Below are 18,612 nucleotides of genomic sequence, written 5' to 3' on the forward strand. Positions count from 1 at the left end.
TATGAATATTGAATATTTTTTGTAATTCTGATTCGAGCAGAATAAAACGCCATTGGTGGTGTTATCACCGCCAATTCTAAAGCCTCTGCCAGCCTACTGGCTGGTGCCTCCACAGCAAGGAAAGCCGTGTTAGCCGGTTAATAATATGCTAAACAGCTTCATTATACACTACATATTACTGGTAATTTTAAACGGGCCTTTTAGTTAATCTTTACGGGAAAAGAGAATTATTATTTGAAACTATTCGGGACCAATATACTTTTCTCGCTCCCCTGTTGTATGTTGCTGTATTCGCCCGGAATGGCCCTGATCTTTCTTAAAACTTATATTTCCTTACCTTTGTTCTGACTATAGCAAATTCGGTTTGCTAGGTTTAAAAGCTTTACCTCCATGTTTGATAAAATAGAAGATGCCCTTGCCGATATAAAGGCGGGCAAAGTAGTAATTGTGGTGGACGATGAGGACCGCGAAAACGAAGGCGACTTTGTTTGTGCCGCCAGTACCATCACGCCCGAGATTGTTAATTTTATGGCTACCCACGGCCGGGGACTGATTTGCGTGCCTTTGCTCGAAGACCGTTGCGATGAACTGGGTTTAGAGCCGATGGTTGGTCGTAATACCGCCCTGCACGAAACTGCTTTTACTGTTTCGGTAGATTTACTGGGGCACGGCTGCACCACGGGTATTTCGGCCAGTGACCGGGCCAAAACCATTCTGGCTTTGGTTGACCCTAAAACTGACCCGAATTCGCTGGGTAAGCCGGGCCATATTTTCCCGCTACGTGCCCGTAAAGAAGGCGTATTGCGCCGTGCCGGCCACACCGAAGCTGCGGTTGACTTAGCCCGTATGGCCGGTTTGGAGCCTGCCGGTGTATTGGTAGAAATCATGAACGAAGATGGCTCGATGGCGCGCTTGGCTGACCTGGAACTGGTTGCCAAGAGATTCGACCTGAAGTTGATTACCATTAAAGACCTGATAAAATACCGCCTGGTAGCCGAAAGCCTGATTACCCGTGAAATTGCGGTAGAAATGCCTACAGAATACGGCAATTTTGATTTATACGCCTTTACCCAACGCAGCAACGGCGCTAAACACCTGGCTTTGGTAAAAGGCACCTGGCAGGAAGACGAGCCCATTCTGGTGCGGGTGCATTCGTCGTGCGTTACCGGCGATATTTTTGGTTCCTGCCGCTGCGATTGCGGCCCGCAACTGCACAAAGCCATGCAAATGATTGAGCAGGAAGGAAAAGGCGTAATTGTTTATATGAACCAGGAAGGACGCGGAATTGGCTTGCTTAATAAGTTAAAAGCTTATAAATTACAAGAACAGGGCCGCGATACCGTTGAAGCCAATCTGGAACTGGGTTTTGGCATGGACGAAAGGGACTATGGTGTTGGCGCTCAGATACTTCGGGACTTGGGTGTGACCAAAATGCGGCTTGTATCTAATAACCCGAAAAAACGTACTGGATTAATAGGCTACGGCTTGGAAGTAGTAGAAAATGTGCCGATTGAAATTTTACCTAATGCGCACAACAAAAGTTACCTGACAACCAAACGTGATAAACTGGGCCATGAAATTTTAAAAGAATAATGTATGCGGAATGCTACCTTCCTTCGGCTGATTTTATTTGGATCTTTTCTGTTTATGGCAGCTTTCTCAGCCTTAGCCCAGCGGGTTGATGTGCAGGAATGGCCGAAGGGGCGGATTGTATTAACCAGCGGCGATACCCTGCTGGGGCCTATTACGTATCACCGGACCGAAGATATCATTCGGGTTACCATGCCGGATGGTTCCATTCAGGCTTTTGCGCCCGTAAATGTGAGTAGCTTTACCGTTACCGATGAGCGTAGCCGGATTTGGCAAACTTTTAAACCTTACCTGTGGAACCGGGATAATGATTATTCGGACTACAAAGCACCGGCCTTTTTTGAGTTACTCAGCGAAGGCAATTATTCTTTGGTTAAGCGCGAAATATTAACCACCCGCAGTATGAATTACGGGCCGATGTACGCGGGCTACGGGCGGTACTATGACCCTTATGGCTACGGTTACGGCAATGGGCGCCAGCAAACTGTGGTGCAGGATTTATTTTACCTGTATACCCCTAAAGGAAATATTAAGGCTTTGCGAAACCCCAAACGCGATTTAGATGATTTATTTGGCGATAAAGGCCGGGAAATGAAAGATTTTATAAAACGAAATAACCTGGAATACGACAATGCCCGCGATTTGGCCCGAATTGTTAGTCACTTTAATTCGCTGCAATAATACAGGTAGGCAATCGCTGATTAAAATATTTTTGTAGGAACGTTTAACAAAGTAAAAGGCCCGGTAATTACCGGGCCTTTTACTTTGTTAAATATTATATCATACCAAATCTCTTGAATGCTCTACCACAACAGAACAATTTATATCGGTTGCACAAACCTCACAGGTCTTGAAGATCTGTGAGGTTTAGAGTAATGGCAGCTAGGTTATGCGAGTTGGTATCATAAATCCCTTACTTTCAAAACCAGGAAGGCCAGCGCGTAAAAAAGGCCAATATAAATTAAAGCCGGCAAAATTGCTTGTTGCGGGTTTAAGGCGGTGGTTGGTCCGGTTAAAGAATCCAGTACTTCCTGACCCGGCATCGGTGTTAAACTGCTTAGTACTTTCATTGGGAAATATTGGTCTAGTTTATCGTCGAGGCGCCAGTGAATGAGCGGCTCTACCACTTTGGTATAACCCAGAAAAGAAATAATGGCCAACCCGTTTTTCCGGATCAGAAAACCAAAGAACACGGCAATACTCATGTACCCGATGGCCTGCACCAAATAATAAACTACGTGCAATGATCCGGAAAATAGCACGCCCGGCGTAATATTCTGGTTGTAAGCAAGGCCAAATCCTAAGCCAATTAGCGTCAAAACGATGGTAGCAATAAGGCCAACCAAAAGAACGACCAGGTATTTACCCGCCACCAAATCCGCCCGAAACAAACCATCTATCACGTGCTGCCGGAACGTCCGAAACGCATATTCATCGGTAATTAAAATAATTAGCAGAATACCCAGCAGCAGATTAAAATAACCGGCTACGTACGAAAGCTTCATCCAGATACCCGGAAATTGGTAAATCTCGGCGCCCGATTGCTGCCCGTTAATGGTAATATGGCTGCTGGCATAGGCAAATAAAAGTAGAAAGCCGCTGTACAAAAGCAGAATGACCCAAAAGGTGCGGTAAGGCAATAATTTGCGCAGTTCAATTTGCAGTAAGTTCGTCATGCCGGCGAAGTGTTTTTATCTTTAATAATATCCAGAAATTGCGATTCCAGGCTTTTCTTACGCACCGTTAATTCGGATAGAATAATGCCGCTCTGGAAAAAGGCTTGGTTTAAGTCGGCACTGCTGTAGCCATTGGCCAGGGTTAACATCAGATAATTTTCTTCCTGCCGGAAATTACTTACCTGCGGCAACTGCGGCAATAAACCCAAAGCTTGGGTAATGTTTTCGGTACGGATAATAACCTGGTCGTGCTGCGCCAGAATGGCATCAACGCGACCGGCTACCTTTAGCTTACCGGCTTGTAGTACGGCCATGTGGGTACAAACTTTTTGCACCTCGTCGAGTAAGTGGCTGGCCAGAATAATAGTCTTGCCTTGGGCGGCTACCTGCTGAATTATTCCGCGAACTTCGGCAATGCCTTGCGGGTCCAGGCCGTTGGTTGGTTCATCGAGCACCAGTACCTCGGGGTCGCCCAGCAATGCGGCCGCCAGCGCCAGCCGCTGTTTCATGCCTAATGAGAATCCTTTAAAAGCCGAGTGTCGGCGCGGAAACAAACCTACCGTTTGTAATACCGAATCTATTTCCCGGTGGTTAGCCAATTTGATATCGGCGATTATTTTAAGATTTTGGGAGGCACTTAAATAAGGATAAAAATTGGGCGTCTCCAGAATAGCCCCAATGCGGCGCTTGGTTTCTTTCTTAAGCGATTGGCCAAACCAATTATAGGTGCCCTGGCTTGCCTGCAGTACATCCAGCACAATACCCAGGGTGGTGGTTTTGCCGCTGCCATTGGGCCCGAGCAAACCATAAATACTTCCTGCCTCCACAGTTAAAGTTAACTGCTGCAGGGCCTGCACCCCACCCGGGTACTTTTTGGAGAGATTCTGAATTTCTAAAACGTTGGCCAATATGAAATATAAATTATGGTACCTAAGTAGCTTCTTCTATTATAAAATGCGGGCAATGGGGTAGCGCAAATGCGATGGTTCGTAATACGGCGAATGGCGGTAAATAAAATCCAGGTTGGATTGCGCTGATTTGGCTTGTTCCGGATTTGCCTTTTTCCAGGCATCGTGCTGTTGACGCAGTGGCGGATTATTTTTTAACAGTTCCGCCGCTACATCTTCAAAAACGTAGTCCGAAAAATATTCTTTTTGTTCTAAGATGGCGTCAAAAAAGCCCCAGTTAAAAAAGGAATCTACTGCCTGGGGTTCCAGGGTTTCTACCAGGTAGCGGTTAGCCGGCTGGTTCAGGTAAATAAGGTAATCGCCTCTATAAAACAACAGCTTCCTTTTTTCGGGCCGAACCTGAACATCGCGGTGCAGGTAATGGCCTTCGTAGGGCCGCTGGGCGGTTTGGTAATCTGTTATATGATATAATTCTACTTCTAACTCCGTGTCGACGGGTAGTTGTTCCATCGTAACATTGTTCAGTTGCAGCCGGGCGATTACCTCGCCCCAGGCCTGGGGTACCACGTAAGCTTTAGGTTTGGTAATTACGGTGGTAGCCCGGAAGGTATTATAATAAGGTATATTTTTGGTGAAGGCAGCTTTGCGGTCGTAATACAACCGGGGCAGCCCACTTACCTCACTGGGTTTGTATTTGCCCCGGTAACCTCTAAACTTCACTTTATCGGCCTGGGTAGTGTCTAGTACCCAATTCAACGGAAAATTGGTTTGGGTTAATACCGCCTGGTTTGCCTGGCTGCGGGCATCCGCAATCCGGGCCGCATCCTGATTCACCATTTTTACCATTAGCTCCAGAAAGGCATAGGTAGCTTTTACCCGCTGGTCGAATGGCTTTAACATGTGGGTTTCGGTTACAAAGCCAATGGTGTTAAACAAGGCGGTATAACCCGAGGAGTACCGGGGGGAGTCCATGAAGCCCAGCAGGCCGGTTTCAGGCGTTGCACCCTTGGTATTGACGTAGGGCGCCATTGGAAATTTAGCTTTCTCCATGCCATCTTCTAAAGCGGGCAGCAGGTTTTGGGTTAAATAATTTTTCAGCGGAGAAGCCAGCTTATCTTTCTGAGTGGCAATCAGCGTCATGACGTGCTGGTAATCAGCCCCATTGGAAGTATGGGTATCTACAAAAATATCGGGTTGCCACTCCTGAAATATCTGGGTAAAAGTGCGGGCATTCCGGGAGTCGGTTTTAATGTAATCGCGGTTTAAATCGAGGTTACGGGCATTGCCCCGGAAGCCGTAACTCGCCGGACCATTCTGGTTGGCCCGGCTAGTACGGTTCCGGTTCAGGGCGCCGTCTACGTTATAAACCGGAATAATTAAGAGTACTACGTTTTGCAAGGAGGCCCGTAAATCTTTTTGCTGCATGTAATCGCGGGCCAGCATCATCGAGGCGTCAATGCCTTCGGGTTCGCCCGGATGGATGCCATTCTGCACCAGCACCAGGCGTTTGTTTCGCTGCCGCAACGATTGCACTTCAAAATCCCTGTCTAAACTTATTACCACCAGGTGCAGCGGTCGGCCCGAATCGGTTAGCCCGTAGGTAAATAACTTTACTTCTTCGTAAGCCTGGTCTAGTTGCTCATAATAACTAATGCATTCCTGGTAGGTGGCCGTTTCCTGACCTCCGCTTTTTTCGTGAGGCGTAAGCCAGTCCGGCGGTAAAAACCAGGGGGTTGTCAGCAACAGCAAATAATGTAAAAGCATGGTATCTGAATTTAAACCCGAAATATTATAAGCAATTTTTAACCGGTTGCATCTGGAAAAAGCCTGGTTATAATATTAGTCTTCCTTCACCAGAATTTTTTCTAAATCTTCGGGCGTATCAATGCCAATATTTTCCTGGGTGGTAAGGGCCGTGGCGATCCGGAAATTATTTTGCAACCACCGTAATTGTTCCAGCGATTCGCTTAGTTCCAGGTCGGAAGGCGGCAATTGAGTAATTTGTTCCAGAATATCGGCCCGGTAGCCGTAAATACCAATGTGCTTGTAAAAGGTGTGCCGCTCCAGCCAATGCTCGGGCTCTACCCCGCGCACGTACGGAATCGGGTGGCGGCTGAAATAAATGGCCTGCTGCCGGTTATCCAGGATAACTTTGGGTGAATTAGGATTAAATAATTCGGCTTGGTTACTAATTTTTTTTACCAAAGTTCCTAATTGCGTGGCCGGCGAGGAGAACAGATCAATGACCAGGTTTATTTGTTCCGGCTGAATAAAAGGTTCGTCGCCCTGAATATTGATTATAAATTCGCAGGGTTGGTTAAACAGGGTGTACGCTTCAAAGCAACGGTCGGTACCGCTCTGGTGGTGGCTGCCGGTTAAAACCACGTTTCCGCCAAAACTTTGTACTTCGGCCAAAATTCGCTCATCGTCGGTGGCTACCAACACGTGCTGTAGCCGGGCCTGGCTGGCCTGTTCGTATACCCGCCGGATCATAGATTTACCTTTAATCTGCACCAATGGTTTACCCGGAAATCGGGTGGAGGCATAGCGCGCCGGAATAATGCCGATACTATTCATCATTTACTTCAAGATTTTAATTTTTGATGGCTCCAGGTTACTCTGTCTGCTATTATTAAATATTACAACCGAGCGGTCAACCTTTAATTTTATTAAATCGTGGCTGACGAAGTTCCTTTCTGAACAGTTGCTAATTTGTTTCCGAAAGGTTACCCTTTGCACAAGGATACAAGGAACATAATGTTTTTAGATTTTTAAAATTAATTTATCCACGTTTAGCCGCAAATTTCACGTAATAGCCGTGCAGTCCGATGTTTTACAAGAGAATAAGTACAGGCTCCCAAACTTTTTTAGAAAATTAAGCTTCATCTGCAACAGACTAATTAGTTCCGTAAGGACCCTATTCTCGGTAGATGGTCAGTCTTTCTTCTTTGGTATTAATAATTCTTTGGGCCATCCTAATAATGTATTTTTACAAGAGAAGCAAAAGCGGTCTATAATCCGGTACCGATGTTTTGTTTCAGACATATAACCAGACACCAGGCAGAAGCCATACTTGAACTGGCTATATTTGGCAAAACCGTAAAAGGAAAGCTTAAAGGATAAAATTAAAAGAGATTTGAAAAAATTGCCACAGGAAGCTGTTTCGTATTTCTGATTCCAGCAGTATCTGACACCTATGGTGGTATTATTACCGCTAATTCTACAGTTGCTGCCGGACTACTTTGGTGAAAGCACGCGGTAAGAGAAATTGTTTATTCCAGCTTATTAAATATAAAACAGCCTCATAGAAAAATTCAAAACTGATGTAATGCATTTAAAAAACAATGTTGGTGCATTAGTAACCTTAAGTTGGATAAGTAAAAATTCTCAGGCGAAAGTTAAATAAGCAAGCATTAAACCTGTTGTAATATTTATTCCCGTAAAATAAATTTTACTTGTCATTGATTCTGGCCATAGTGCAAGCCATCACCAAACAGGAACAGCCCATACTCTGCTCCTTCGTCATAACCTGGTACATCTTCTTTGTTGCTTTCTACCGCCCGATTGCTGATAGGAGTAGTAATGGGCATTTTACCGCTTGGGTTGTATTTCCCCGAGATTACATCTAATAGGGCATCTGGCTCCACCCCAAAAGTGGCTATTACGCCTTTAAATCGATTTTTGGTTTGTTCGTTGTAAATCTCATCTATCACAAACGGGTTTGAATAATTAATAACCAGGATGGTTGGCTTTTTAGCCGTTAAGGCGTTTACATAAGCCACGTCTACGGCGCAGGCCGACAGGTTTACTTTTATCGGGCTATCGTCGGAAGGAAAGAGCGGACGGATAGCAGGTTTAAGCCACAGCAAAACAATATCTGCCTGTTCGGGTGAAGCCACGAAGGTGAGGTTGGGATAAGACTGCGCGTAAACATTTCCGCGTCCGGGTGCCGGTTTGTGGTAATTTTTCTGGTAATCCTCAAAATAAACTTTTGTATTGGGGGCTAAGGGCAGGCTGTTGCCTTCGTTGCGTAAAAGTACAATCGATTTACGCTGCGCTTCTTTACCGGCTTTTACAAAAGCTTCGCTACCTACTACCTCAATCGCTTTTGCCTCATCCACATAAGGGTTTTCGAACAAGCCCAGTCTAAACAATTCAATCAGCAGCAACTGTACCGATTCATTCACATAGGGCATCACCTCAAGATGGGTTTTAATCGTTTGAATAAGTTGTGTTGGATCGGCGTTGCCGGCAAACATATTGGTACCTGCTTCCAAGGCTTTTACATAACGCTGCCCAATGCTTAAATTTTCTACGCCCCAGGGCATCGACTCGATAGGTCCCGTATCGGAATTGATAATGCCCTTAAAGCCGAGTTCCTGGCGCAAAAGGCCGCGCAATATACCTTTGTTGTAGGCATACGCCACTTCCTCATACTTCGTATCTTTAGGCAGCGAATAATAAGGCATGATGGCCGAAGTTCCGGCTTTGATGGCGGCTTTAAAGGGCAGCAGGTTGGCTTCCAGCCTTCCACCAGGGAACACCGCGTTCCGGCCATAAGTGTAATGCGGGTCAAAACCTTTATACGTAGCACCGCCCCCGGGAAAATGCTTGGTGGTAAGGGCAATGGAAGTATGGTTGAGAGCATCTCCCTGAAAGCCCCGCACGAGAGCAACCATGGATTGAGCCGCCAGCGCCGGGTCTTCGCCTAAGGTGCCTTCAATTCGTTGCCAGCGCGGCTCGGTTGCTAAATCGGCCATGTACATATAGCCTTTGCGGATACCGGTAGCCAGCCACTCCTGGCGGGCCATATTGGCAAACTGATAAACCGTTGCAGAATCGCGCATAGCGGCTAGCCCAATTTCGGAGGGCCATTTGGAGAAGCCAACCGAAGCGGATGCCGTAGCGCCCATAGAACCGCCGGTAATATGGTTGCGCGGATTAGAGGCAAACAACACCGGAATGCCCAGGCTGTCGCCTTCGGCCAGCGCCTGCACCTTGTTGGCCCACCGGGCCATGGTATCGGCAGGAGCCGACGTGGTGCGCCATATAAAATGCCTCATTTTATGTTGCAAGATGCCTTTGCTGGTACCCACGGCATTCATAATAGTATAGGGCAACGGCTCACCGGTAAACTGATTTTTGTCTACTACAATGTCATCCTCATTAAAATCGCTGGTCACAGGCTTTGTTTGTACCGCTGCCTGCAGCATAAAGGCTTCGTTAAACATCCGCATATCGGCAATCAGCATCAGGCCGGCCTTCTCTTCCAGCGACATCCGCTGCACCAAGTCCTTGCTTCTTTCGGCCGGCGATAAACGCCAATCCTCGTAGGCATCGAGCTTGCTACTCTTGTTCAGGTCTTTAAATTTCAGCCCATCTTGTTCAATTATGCTGACGCCCCGGGTACCTAATAATGGTTGTTCCATCTGTTTATTTCCTTTTTTGTCCTTATCTGAACATCCGGTCATTAACATTACTAGCAGGCAGGCTAAAGGGGAAATTAATTTGCGGTTCATATTCTGTATGGGCTTGGTTTAATATCTGATGAAACTTACTGCGTACGGGAATTAAGGTGCCGCTTTGTGCCGTGGCAATTCAACGCTTCTTTACTGAACCACTCAGAACCCTGAGCTTAAAATTTTATTGCGTGCCTCCACAATCAAAGTAATGACATCCTCTTGTTTTGGCCCTGCCGCCCTTTTGATTAAAAGACCTTAATTTGCTATAAACCGAACCTGCAAAAAAAGATATACAGATGCCGGAACCGCCATTGTTCTTTCTCCAACCAGGGATTATGATTTGTATACCAAGGAACAAACCTAAAAGATTCATTATCATTAGCTTAATAAAGTACCACAAACCTCTTTTTCTTTTATAGGTAACATTACTTGGTTTAATATTTGTTAAATAAAAAAATGACGTGGTACCAGATGTTAAACCCCAACGGGTTTAACATCTGGTACCACGTCATTCTTAAAATAAGCTGGTATTATTGCAAGCGTAAGCAATCGTTGTAGTCATGATTATCCGGCCGGATAATCAGGCGCAGCGATTGATCTTTGGTAAAGTACGCAACAGTCCAGTTGTACATGGTTTTTATGCGGTTGCGGTAATGGATGAGGGAGAAAAGGTGTACGATCAGCCACATTACCCAGGCAATAAAACCTTTGATGTGCAGGAGGGGTCTGGGAATATCAGCCGCCGCTTTGCTTCTGCCGATAATTGCCATGGAACCTTTATCGTGATACGAGAACGGCGTAAGGCTTTTGCCACGCAGCAAAGACTTGAAGTTCCGGGCCAGGTTCTTACCCTGCTGAATTGCTACCTGCGCCAGTTGCGGATGGCCCTTCGGCCACTTGGTATCTGTTGTTTGCAAACTGGTATCGCCAATGGCAAAGATATTTTGCAGCCCCTGCACTTTATTGTATTCGTCCACTAGCAGCCGTCTACCCTTTCCGTAACTTTCCTGCGGGATGCCGTCAAAAGTTTTGGCAGTTACGCCGGCTGTCCACAGGAGTAATTTTGTTTTAATGGTTTCGCCGTCGGCAAAAATAACAGTATCGTCTACATAATCTTTAACCAGTTTGTTCAGCTTCACCTCCACTCCCATCCTGGTCAGTTCTTCGTAGGCATATTGCTGGGTTTCTTTGCTCATGGGCGGCAATAATACAGGCGCCCCAACCACCAGGTAAATCTTTACCCGGTCGGGATTTAATTCGGGGTAATCTTTTTCAAGAATGTTCTTCCGCATTTCGGCCAGCATACCGGCTATTTCCACACCGGTAGGGCCACCGCCGGCAATCACAATGGTGGTTAGCTTTTTCCGCTCCGCTTCATCGGTCGTGAAGGTGGCCTGTTCGGTCCGGAACAGCAAAATATTGCGCATTTCCAGGGCATCCGCCACCGTCTTCATGGGAATTGCATGCTTCCGGATGTTTTCAATACCAAAATAATTACTTTCCGTGCCGGTAGCCAGCACCAGGTAATCATATTTCAGCTCGCCCGTAGAAAGAAGCAATTTGTTTTCGCTCGGAAATATCTTTTGTAATTCGCCGAAGCGGAAACTGATGTTTTTCCGGCCCCGCAATAACTTACGGAACGGGTAGCTGATGTTGGAAACTTCCAGAAAACCCGTAGCTACCTGGTAAAGAAGCGGCGGGAAGAAGTTGTAATTATTCTTATCCACCAGCGTAACGTGAATACCGCTTAGATTAGCCAGGCGCTGTACCAGATTTACTCCGGCAAAGCCACCACCAATAATTACAACTTCTTTTTGCATAATATTATTTTTAAAGGGTTTATGTAATCCTAAATATTACTTCCATCTCCACAAAGCGCCGTTCTTTGAGTTATATTTGTCCAATTTCCTCTGATAAGTGAGCTCACTCAAAATGCGCTCAGCTGCTTCTTTCTGGCTGCCGGTTAACACCGCAAACTCTTTTAATGTAAGCGTAGGGTAATGCGAAAACACCTTTTCATAGGAGGTGTCGACCGGCTGTTTAACGGCTTCCGGATACAGTTTTAACAATGCCTGTTCGTAATTTTCATACGGCTTAGAGCCATATACCTTAAATCGGTTATCGTCCTCATCGGTAAAAAACAAAGTCGGGAATCCCCGGACGCCTAATTCTTTGGCCAGCTTCAAGTCTTCTTCAAATAATTGTACCGCTTGGCCATCAAAGTCTGCTTTGAATATTTGGACATTCAGGCCGGTTTCCAGGGCTGCCTGCTGCAGGTGCTCCCAGCGGGTAATGTTCTTCTTTTCTAAAAAGATCATTTCCTTTATTCTTCTTAAAAAGTTAAGTCCTTTTTCGTGCCCCTGCAGTTGAGCTGCTTTAAAGGCGATGGACGGCGGATAAGAAGAATGCAGCGGATCTTTCAGCCACAAATCGCCATCAATCGGCATTCCGTAATAAGCGCTGGCTTCGTCCCAATGCGCTGCCACATCTGTTGGGTTGCTTACATCGCTGCCGCCATACACGTCCCATCCCTTCAGCAAGCCACCCATCTTGTATTCTATATCGAAATAGTTTCCGTATTCCAGTTTTAGTTTGCGTAGTTGCGGTTCGATACCCCAACAGGAAGAACAGATGGGATCGGTAAAGTAAAGAATTTGTACCGGCTTTTTCTCGGCCGGAATAGTTGGCCCGGTTAAAGCGGTTGCCGGGACCTCACAAATGCCGGTTTCCGGATCGCACAATAACGGATTGTTTTTTTCTGTTGTATTCATCATTTTTAAATTTATTCTAAGCAATTCTCTTTCTCTAAAAGCAGAAAGACGAAGAGCATGGCTACTTTAATTGCGGGTATTTAAAGACGTTTATCTTGCGTATTGTTTACTATGGGTTAAAGCTTAAACCAAGCTTTTTTCTTTTACGCCGGTGTAAGCCGGGCTTAACACCTGGCGGTGCAAAAAATAATCAACGGAATATCTGCCACTACCTGCAAAAAGCAACATCACATAAACCAACAGATATTGCAGGGCCGGTTCTTTTTTCACAAACGGATCGGCTGCGTGGATATAAAACGCCGCTATCAGCATGGTAATTATTAATGGTATTACGGCCACCCTGGTGCCAAAGCCCACCAGTACAAAAAGAGAACAAACTACTTCGGCAAAAACAGCCAGGCCAAGGCACAATTCCGGGCTAAGTCCTAAAAGACCGACAAACTGTACCGGCTCTCCGGAGAAAAGCATGGTCAGCTTAGGCAAGCCATGCGTCAGCATCAGGCCCGTTATGGCTATTCTGGCTATTAATAAGGCCACATCCGTGGCATTGGCGGCGGGATTAACCGTAAATATTTTATTTTTTGTTTTCAATGCTTCTTTATTCTTTTTACCCATTTAATATTCCGGGCCAAAGGTTTACGCCCTTAGCCATTGTTAAAAAAGTTACGCCTGGCACACCACCACTGACTCTTCACCAGCCCATTATTTTCCGTGCGCCATGCGTAACAAAGCACTTATATTACTGTGCCAGATAACCACCGTCTGCTGCGTAATAAGCCCCTGTTACAAAAGAAGCTTTGGCAGAGGCTAACCACAGAATCAGTTCAGCTATTTCCTCCGATTCACCTAAACGGCCAATTGGGTGCAGGCCTACTAACGCCGCACGGGCAGCTTCATCCAACGAATTCATGACCAAAGGCGTGTTGATATAACCCGGTCCGACTGAATTGATGCGGATTTTCTTATCGGCGTACTCCAGCGCCGCGGCCTTGGTTAAGCCTACCACGCCGTGTTTAGCAGCGACATAGGCGGGAGAATATTTGGTACCGGCTTGGCCCAGAATAGAGGCAACGTTGATGATGCTTCCCCCTTTTTCCAGCATGGCAGGTATCTGATAGCGCAAGCCGTAGAATACACCGGATAGGTTGATGTCAATTACTTTCTGCCAGCCGTCTATCGGGTACTCGCCGGTGGCGCCTAAAGGACCACCGATACCGGCGTTATTTACCGCAATGTCCAGCGCGCCATACTGCTTAATAGTTTGCTCTACCAAGGCCTGGTTGTCTTCGGGTTTGGCGGAGTCGGCTTTAACGAAGAACGCTTCGCCGCCGCTTTTCTTGATGTCTTCTACGGCACTGTTACCGTTCTTTTCACTGATATCGGATACCACTACTTTGGCACCTGCTTTGGCAAATAACTCTGCGGTTGCTTTGCCAATACCGGAACCGGCTCCGGTGATAATTGCTACTTTATTTTCTAATATCTTTTCCATAATTGATTTTTTTTAAAGGTGATACAATAGGCATCGAAGCTTATTACTGTTCTGGATTTCTTTCCAGCCCTAACCCGATGCCGCTTTAACTAATTAAACAAAGCCAAATTTGTTCTACGGTCTGCCGTCTTTGCCAATCATTTAGCTGATGTTACTAGCGCGAACGAAGCTTATCAGAAATTCACCAACCAGCGGCTATTATTTTTTACCAAACTCACCATCGGCTTTTATTTCTACCTCATCGCTGATCATGGGGGCCGGAAAATCCTTGCCTAAACCAAAATCAGAGCGTTTAATGGTTCCGGTAATCTGAATACCGGCTACGGGAGCACCTTTTGCGTTCGGGTTGGCCGTGGTGCCCCGGTAGCGCATATCAACGGTTACCGGTTTGGTGACACCACGTAAAGTCAGGTTTCCGGTGAGTTTATATTTATTCTCCCCTGCTTTCCTGATTGATGTGCTTTTAAAGGTCATGGCGGGGAATTTTTCCACGTCAAAGAAGTCGGCACTTTTCAGGTGCTTGTCGCGGGGTTCCACGCGAGTGTTGATGGAAGCCGTCTGGGCTGTCATTTCCACCACGGCATCGCTAAAGTCTGCTTTAGAAGCTGTAATGGTAACATCGTACGCATCAAAATGCCCCGGCACATCGGCAATACCCAGGTGCGTTACAGTAAAGCCCAGCCTGGAGTGGTTGGGGTCGGCTTTCCAGGTGCTTTGGGCAAAAGCGCCGAACGAGAGCATCCAGAAAAACAAAATAAATGATAACTTTTTCATGATAATAAATTTTTAAATGGTTAATTAATGGTGCAGGATTTTCCAGCCGGCTAACCAGTTATAATTATTTTTCAGGTTTAGCTGAATTAATAGCAGTTGCATTCTTTCCAGCGTACCGCTTACCGGTAACTTACCCGCAACAATGGGGTTAAAGCCGGCCGTTTGTACCAATTCCGATACCGTTTGTAAGGCTTCTTCGTCATTGCCGGCGATAAAAGCATCCACTTGTTTGCCGTCAATTACCGGTGTTGTAAAATCGGCCGCAAATGTGGTATTGAAGGCTTTCACCACTTTTGAATTAGGCAGCAGCTTTTGCAATTCCTCTGCCGCACTGGTTTCCGGTGCGGTTACCAGGCCGTCGTAGGTTTGGTTTAGTGGGTTGGCAATGCTGATTACTATTTTCTGGTTGGCTACTTCTTTAATTTTTTGGGCCACTTCTTTTTCGGCCTCATAAGGAACGGCTGCAATAATAATATCGGCCTCCCAACTGGCGTTTACCGAGCAGTCAAGTGCCTCTACATCGGCATTGGGATTACTTTGCGCTATTTCCTGTGCCAATGCCTGCGCTTTTTCCTGCTGGTTTGCGCAAAGCAGTAGCCTATAGTTACCTTTTGCCAGGCTTTTTGAAATTGCAGCCCCCATATTGCCGGTGGCACCGATAACTGCTATGGTTTGTTTCGTTTGCATATCTTGTATTTTTTTATAATGCAAAGTTACGACCAAGAAGGGCCTCCCTCCATTGCCTATAAGCAAGAAAAAGCATTGATAAAAGTCAATGCTTTTCAATTAAACCAATACCTGTTTAGATTTAAGCTTTGCCAAAAGGAATATTTTGGCTATCCGGAATTTCAGTCGAGTACAGGTTAACGGCAGAGCGCCAATCCGGCACTTTGATTTTTGATTTTCCTTTATGAAAGAGAAAAGAGCTTACCGGTATGACTGTGAGAAATAATAAGGAGTTAGTCCTGTGGAATCTCTGGCGCTTGTTGGTTTACCGCTTTTTGTTACTCTTTGCCTAATTGCTGTATTTTTTTTCGTTCGCCCACCAGCCAGATAATATCGTTCCATTCCAGAACGGTTCCGGATTCAGGGTTTAATATTCTTTTCCCGTTTCTTTCTATGCCGATAACCACCCCGTTGGTTTTCTCCCGCAAACCTGAATTGCGAATATTCAGACCCTTTAACTTCGTATGTTCATCCACCAGAACTTTCTGGAGCACTATATCGCTAACTTCCACATTGGCGGGACCTAGGCTTTCCACGGCATCGAAAACGGGTTTAAACATTTTCAACTGTTCGTCCGTGCCAATAACCCCTACTTGGTCGTACGGCAATAACTTATTCGTTCCGCCCGGAACGTGGATTAGTTTTTCGCCCCTTTTGATATAAACAATATTGATTCCAAAGGCCTCCCGCCAGGATAGCTCGGCCAATGCCCGGCCAATATAGGCGGCCTGCGGATTTACCTCCATTTCTACAATGTGGGCATCCCAGGGGCCAAGGCTGGATTCCATGTCCTCTCTTGCCTGCCGAACGCCGGCGTCCAGGGCACCATGGCCTGCTCCAGCTACTTCCCTTTCGTTCAGGTTGGTTATAAACCGTTGCTCAATACGATTATACAATTGCTGAATTCTTTTCGAGAAAAGGAACATGATAACAATAGTGACCGGAACCCCAACAATAATAGCAATTTGGGTGGACGCCAGCCAGTACACCCAAAAGGAAACCAACAGCAAACCAATGGCAATACGACCAATCTCTATTACCAGTAAAGGGCCGCGGTTGTATTTCTTGTTAAGCCATAGCTCCTTGTAAGCCATTTTATTTGGTCTTTTGGCCATAAAGGCCCACAGAAAAGGAGATGCCAATCCCAATGATATAAAAACATTAACCATTAACCGGAGGGTATCGTCGGCAATATTTTTTTCGGTGAAAGGCAAAAGAAATTTCAAAGTAAGCAAAACCAGAGATAGCAGCACGATGCCATTGGTTATAACTATAGTAGCATAAGATTTCAGCACCAGTTTCCAATCCGTATCTGCCTGAATGCTCTGGGTGCCGGAAGAGTAGCTGTTCAGTTTGGCGACCCATTTATCCGGCAGCAGCTTCACCAGGAAATAATAAAACGGTTCCGAATATTTTATCAGATAGGGTGTGGTAAATGTGGTTACCGCCGAAGCGCCCACCGCCACCGGAAAGAGGAACTCGGATGTTACGCCAAGAGATAAGCCCAGCGTGGCTACGATGAAGGCAAATTCGCCGATTTGCGCCATGCTCATGCCCACCTGCACTGCCTGTTTAAGCGGCTGGCCCGAAAGCAAAGCGCCGATGGTGGTGCTGAACAACTTACCAAATAAAGTAAGCAGTGTAACCCACAAAATGGGTTCGGCATATTCTACCATGGCTTTCGGATCAATCATCATGCCCACCGACGTAAAGAAAATAGCACCGAACAAATCCTTAACCGATTTCAAAACATTCTCCACTTTTTCGGCAGAGGTGGTTTCGGCAATAATAGACCCCATGACAAAAGCCCCTAGTTCGGCCGAAAATCCTACGACCGTTGCTAATACCACCATACCTAAGCAGAGAGCCAGCGAGAGAATTAAAAGGGTTTCATCGCTCAACAATTTTTTTGCTTTTTTCAGAAAAGTAGGCAGCAAAAAAATGCCGGCCAGAAACCACAAAGCCAGAAAGAACAATAATTTGAATATTGTAAACAACATTTCCGCGCCTTCAAAAGCCCGGGTTACGGCCAACGTGGAGAGCAATACCATCAACAGAATAACCACGATATCCTCTACAATCAGCACCCCGAAAACAATGCTGGCAAATTTTTTGGTTTTAACCCCCGATTCGTCAAAAGCCCGCAGGATAATAGTGGTAGACGAACTGGCCAGCATACCGCCTAGAAAAAGACTGTCCATGGTGCTCCAGCCCATCAGGGTACCTACATAATACCCGGCGACCGTTATAAAAACAATTTCCACGAAAGCGGTAATAGAAGCCGCCCCCCCAACCCGGACTAATTTCTTAAAGCTAAATTCTAAACCCAGGCTAAAAAGAAGAAAAATCACCCCGATTTCGGCAAAGGTTTCTATATTTTCGCTATCGGCAACAGTAGGCAAAAGGGTAAAATGGGGGCCTACCAAAAATCCGGCTATGATATAGCCCAGTACCAGTGGTTGCTTCAGCCATTTAAATATGATGGTACTAACAGCTGCCGCCCCCAGTATTAGGGCAAGATCAATAATCAGATTTGGTAAATGACCCATAGTTTAATTTAGTATTAGTCGGTGTTCTTTTTGTCTTAAAGTATTTCTAATAGTCAGGGCGTAGCCCAGCCATGCTTTAGCGCATTATTAAGTTTTGTTTATAAGTGCGAAAAGGATGGCTAACGGATTCGGGCGAGACTTATCTGGAGGGGCATAGCCGCGCTAAGGCCCAAACAATAGGCGAAGTCAGGTTCCGGTGGCAATCCTTTGCAGCCCTGAGTATAAATTTTAAATATGCTTTCCGGTAAAATCTGGCTCATACCACCTGTTTAACTAAGTTACCAGCCGGATTTTGAGCACCATAGCTGCTCCGGTTGAATTTATCCGCTGCCGGGGTTCTAAGCGCCATACGAATACAGTTCTAAAAAGCTACGTCCGTCCTGCCTCGTTCAGCAAAGATTAGCGGTTGGGCATTTGGGTGTAGCAATTCCAGATAGCATCCGGCGACTTTAGACAAGTTTACTTTAGCTCTTCCCAAGAAAAAGCCAAACCAGTATTATCAGAACCGCTAATATAATGAGTTTTAGAAACACCTTAACCCAATACACCAATATTCAGCTAAGAGCTTGTTTAAATTTTGTTTTCGAGAGCGAAAAGGATTGGAATTAGGTTCTGGCGAGACTCATTTTGAGGGGCATAGCAGCGCTACGTCCCGAAAAATAGG

14 protein-coding genes are annotated in these 18,612 nt (G+C 45.9%); 2 read left to right on the forward strand and 12 right to left on the reverse strand.

The window, feature by feature from the left end; translation table 11 throughout:
- Window positions 1–390: 390 nt before the first annotated feature.
- Window positions 391–1,593, forward strand: a complete 1,203-nt coding sequence (locus AAE02nite_RS08945; protein WP_146897345.1) for a bifunctional 3,4-dihydroxy-2-butanone-4-phosphate synthase/GTP cyclohydrolase II — start codon at window positions 391–393, stop codon at window positions 1,591–1,593.
- A gap of 54 nt (window positions 1,594–1,647) precedes the next feature.
- Window positions 1,648–2,271, forward strand: coding sequence for a hypothetical protein (locus tag AAE02nite_RS08950; protein ID WP_146897348.1), 624 nt, complete (start codon window positions 1,648–1,650; stop codon window positions 2,269–2,271).
- 221 nt (window positions 2,272–2,492) lie between these two features.
- Here AAE02nite_RS08950 and AAE02nite_RS08955 read toward each other — a convergent pair whose 3' ends face one another.
- From AAE02nite_RS08955 to AAE02nite_RS09010, 12 genes are all read right to left on the reverse strand, one after another.
- Window positions 2,493–3,266 (reverse strand): ABC transporter permease, encoded by a 774-nt coding sequence (locus AAE02nite_RS08955; protein WP_146897351.1) that lies wholly within the window; start codon window positions 3,264–3,266, stop codon window positions 2,493–2,495.
- Window positions 3,263–4,174 (reverse strand): ABC transporter ATP-binding protein, encoded by a 912-nt coding sequence (locus AAE02nite_RS08960; protein WP_146897353.1) that lies wholly within the window; start codon window positions 4,172–4,174, stop codon window positions 3,263–3,265. Before AAE02nite_RS08960 ends, AAE02nite_RS08955 begins: the two co-directional genes overlap by 4 nt.
- Before the next feature lie 39 nt (window positions 4,175–4,213).
- Window positions 4,214–5,938 (reverse strand): M14 family metallopeptidase, encoded by a 1,725-nt coding sequence (locus AAE02nite_RS08965; protein ID WP_146897356.1) that lies wholly within the window; start codon window positions 5,936–5,938, stop codon window positions 4,214–4,216.
- Between the two features lie 75 nt (window positions 5,939–6,013).
- Window positions 6,014–6,751 carry a 3-deoxy-manno-octulosonate cytidylyltransferase gene (gene kdsB / locus AAE02nite_RS08970; protein WP_174761935.1) on the reverse strand — a complete coding sequence of 246 codons (738 nt, stop codon included), beginning with the start codon at window positions 6,749–6,751 and terminating at the stop codon, window positions 6,014–6,016.
- Between the two features lie 881 nt (window positions 6,752–7,632).
- On the reverse strand, window positions 7,633–9,603 hold the full coding sequence (locus AAE02nite_RS08975) for a glycoside hydrolase family 3 protein (protein ID WP_246150904.1): 1,971 nt from the start codon (window positions 9,601–9,603) through the stop codon (window positions 7,633–7,635).
- A 563-nt stretch (window positions 9,604–10,166) separates the two neighbouring features.
- Complete coding sequence (locus tag AAE02nite_RS08980; RefSeq protein ID WP_146897363.1) at window positions 10,167–11,456, reverse strand: NAD(P)/FAD-dependent oxidoreductase; 1,290 nt, start codon at window positions 11,454–11,456, stop codon at window positions 10,167–10,169.
- Window positions 11,457–11,492: 36 nt separating this feature from the next.
- Window positions 11,493–12,410: a ClpXP adapter SpxH family protein gene (locus tag AAE02nite_RS08985; RefSeq protein WP_246150906.1), complete on the reverse strand. Its 918-nt coding sequence runs from the start codon at window positions 12,408–12,410 to the stop codon at window positions 11,493–11,495.
- A gap of 120 nt (window positions 12,411–12,530) precedes the next feature.
- Entirely contained in the window at window positions 12,531–12,998 is a 468-nt protein-coding gene (locus tag AAE02nite_RS08990; RefSeq protein WP_246150908.1) for a DoxX family protein, read from the reverse strand.
- 148 nt (window positions 12,999–13,146) lie between these two features.
- Window positions 13,147–13,899: an SDR family NAD(P)-dependent oxidoreductase gene (locus AAE02nite_RS08995; RefSeq protein ID WP_174761933.1), complete on the reverse strand. Its 753-nt coding sequence runs from the start codon at window positions 13,897–13,899 to the stop codon at window positions 13,147–13,149.
- 198 nt (window positions 13,900–14,097) lie between these two features.
- Window positions 14,098–14,673 (reverse strand): YceI family protein, encoded by a 576-nt coding sequence (locus AAE02nite_RS09000; RefSeq protein WP_146897367.1) that lies wholly within the window; start codon window positions 14,671–14,673, stop codon window positions 14,098–14,100.
- Between the two features lie 24 nt (window positions 14,674–14,697).
- The gene (locus tag AAE02nite_RS09005) at window positions 14,698–15,360 is read right to left on the reverse strand and encodes an NADPH-dependent F420 reductase (RefSeq protein ID WP_146897369.1); all 663 of its coding nucleotides are present in this window, start codon (window positions 15,358–15,360) and stop codon (window positions 14,698–14,700) included.
- Window positions 15,361–15,677: 317 nt separating this feature from the next.
- Entirely contained in the window at window positions 15,678–17,948 is a 2,271-nt protein-coding gene (locus AAE02nite_RS09010) for a monovalent cation:proton antiporter family protein (RefSeq protein ID WP_146897371.1), read from the reverse strand.
- Window positions 17,949–18,612: the final 664 nt, after the last annotated feature.

This window comes from Adhaeribacter aerolatus, assembly GCF_007991635.1.
GTDB classification, from domain to species: domain Bacteria; phylum Bacteroidota; class Bacteroidia; order Cytophagales; family Hymenobacteraceae; genus Adhaeribacter; species Adhaeribacter aerolatus.

Coding starts and splice junctions, on each gene's coding strand:
- AAE02nite_RS08945 (WP_146897345.1), top strand. CDS start 391: ATGTTTGATAAAATAGAAGATGCCCTTGCCGATATAAAGGCGGGCAAA.
- AAE02nite_RS08950 (WP_146897348.1), top strand. CDS start 1,648: ATGGCAGCTTTCTCAGCCTTAGCCCAGCGGGTTGATGTGCAGGAATGG.
- AAE02nite_RS08955 (WP_146897351.1), bottom strand. CDS start 3,266: ATGACGAACTTACTGCAAATTGAACTGCGCAAATTATTGCCTTACCGC.
- AAE02nite_RS08965 (WP_146897356.1), bottom strand. CDS start 5,938: ATGCTTTTACATTATTTGCTGTTGCTGACAACCCCCTGGTTTTTACCG.
- kdsB (WP_174761935.1), bottom strand. CDS start 6,751: ATGAATAGTATCGGCATTATTCCGGCGCGCTATGCCTCCACCCGATTT.
- AAE02nite_RS08975 (WP_246150904.1), bottom strand. CDS start 9,603: ATGGAACAACCATTATTAGGTACCCGGGGCGTCAGCATAATTGAACAA.
- AAE02nite_RS08980 (WP_146897363.1), bottom strand. CDS start 11,456: ATGCAAAAAGAAGTTGTAATTATTGGTGGTGGCTTTGCCGGAGTAAAT.
- AAE02nite_RS08985 (WP_246150906.1), bottom strand. CDS start 12,410: ATGATGAATACAACAGAAAAAAACAATCCGTTATTGTGCGATCCGGAA.
- AAE02nite_RS08995 (WP_174761933.1), bottom strand. CDS start 13,899: ATGGAAAAGATATTAGAAAATAAAGTAGCAATTATCACCGGAGCCGGT.
- AAE02nite_RS09000 (WP_146897367.1), bottom strand. CDS start 14,673: ATGAAAAAGTTATCATTTATTTTGTTTTTCTGGATGCTCTCGTTCGGC.
- AAE02nite_RS09005 (WP_146897369.1), bottom strand. CDS start 15,360: ATGCAAACGAAACAAACCATAGCAGTTATCGGTGCCACCGGCAATATG.
- AAE02nite_RS09010 (WP_146897371.1), bottom strand. CDS start 17,948: ATGGGTCATTTACCAAATCTGATTATTGATCTTGCCCTAATACTGGGG.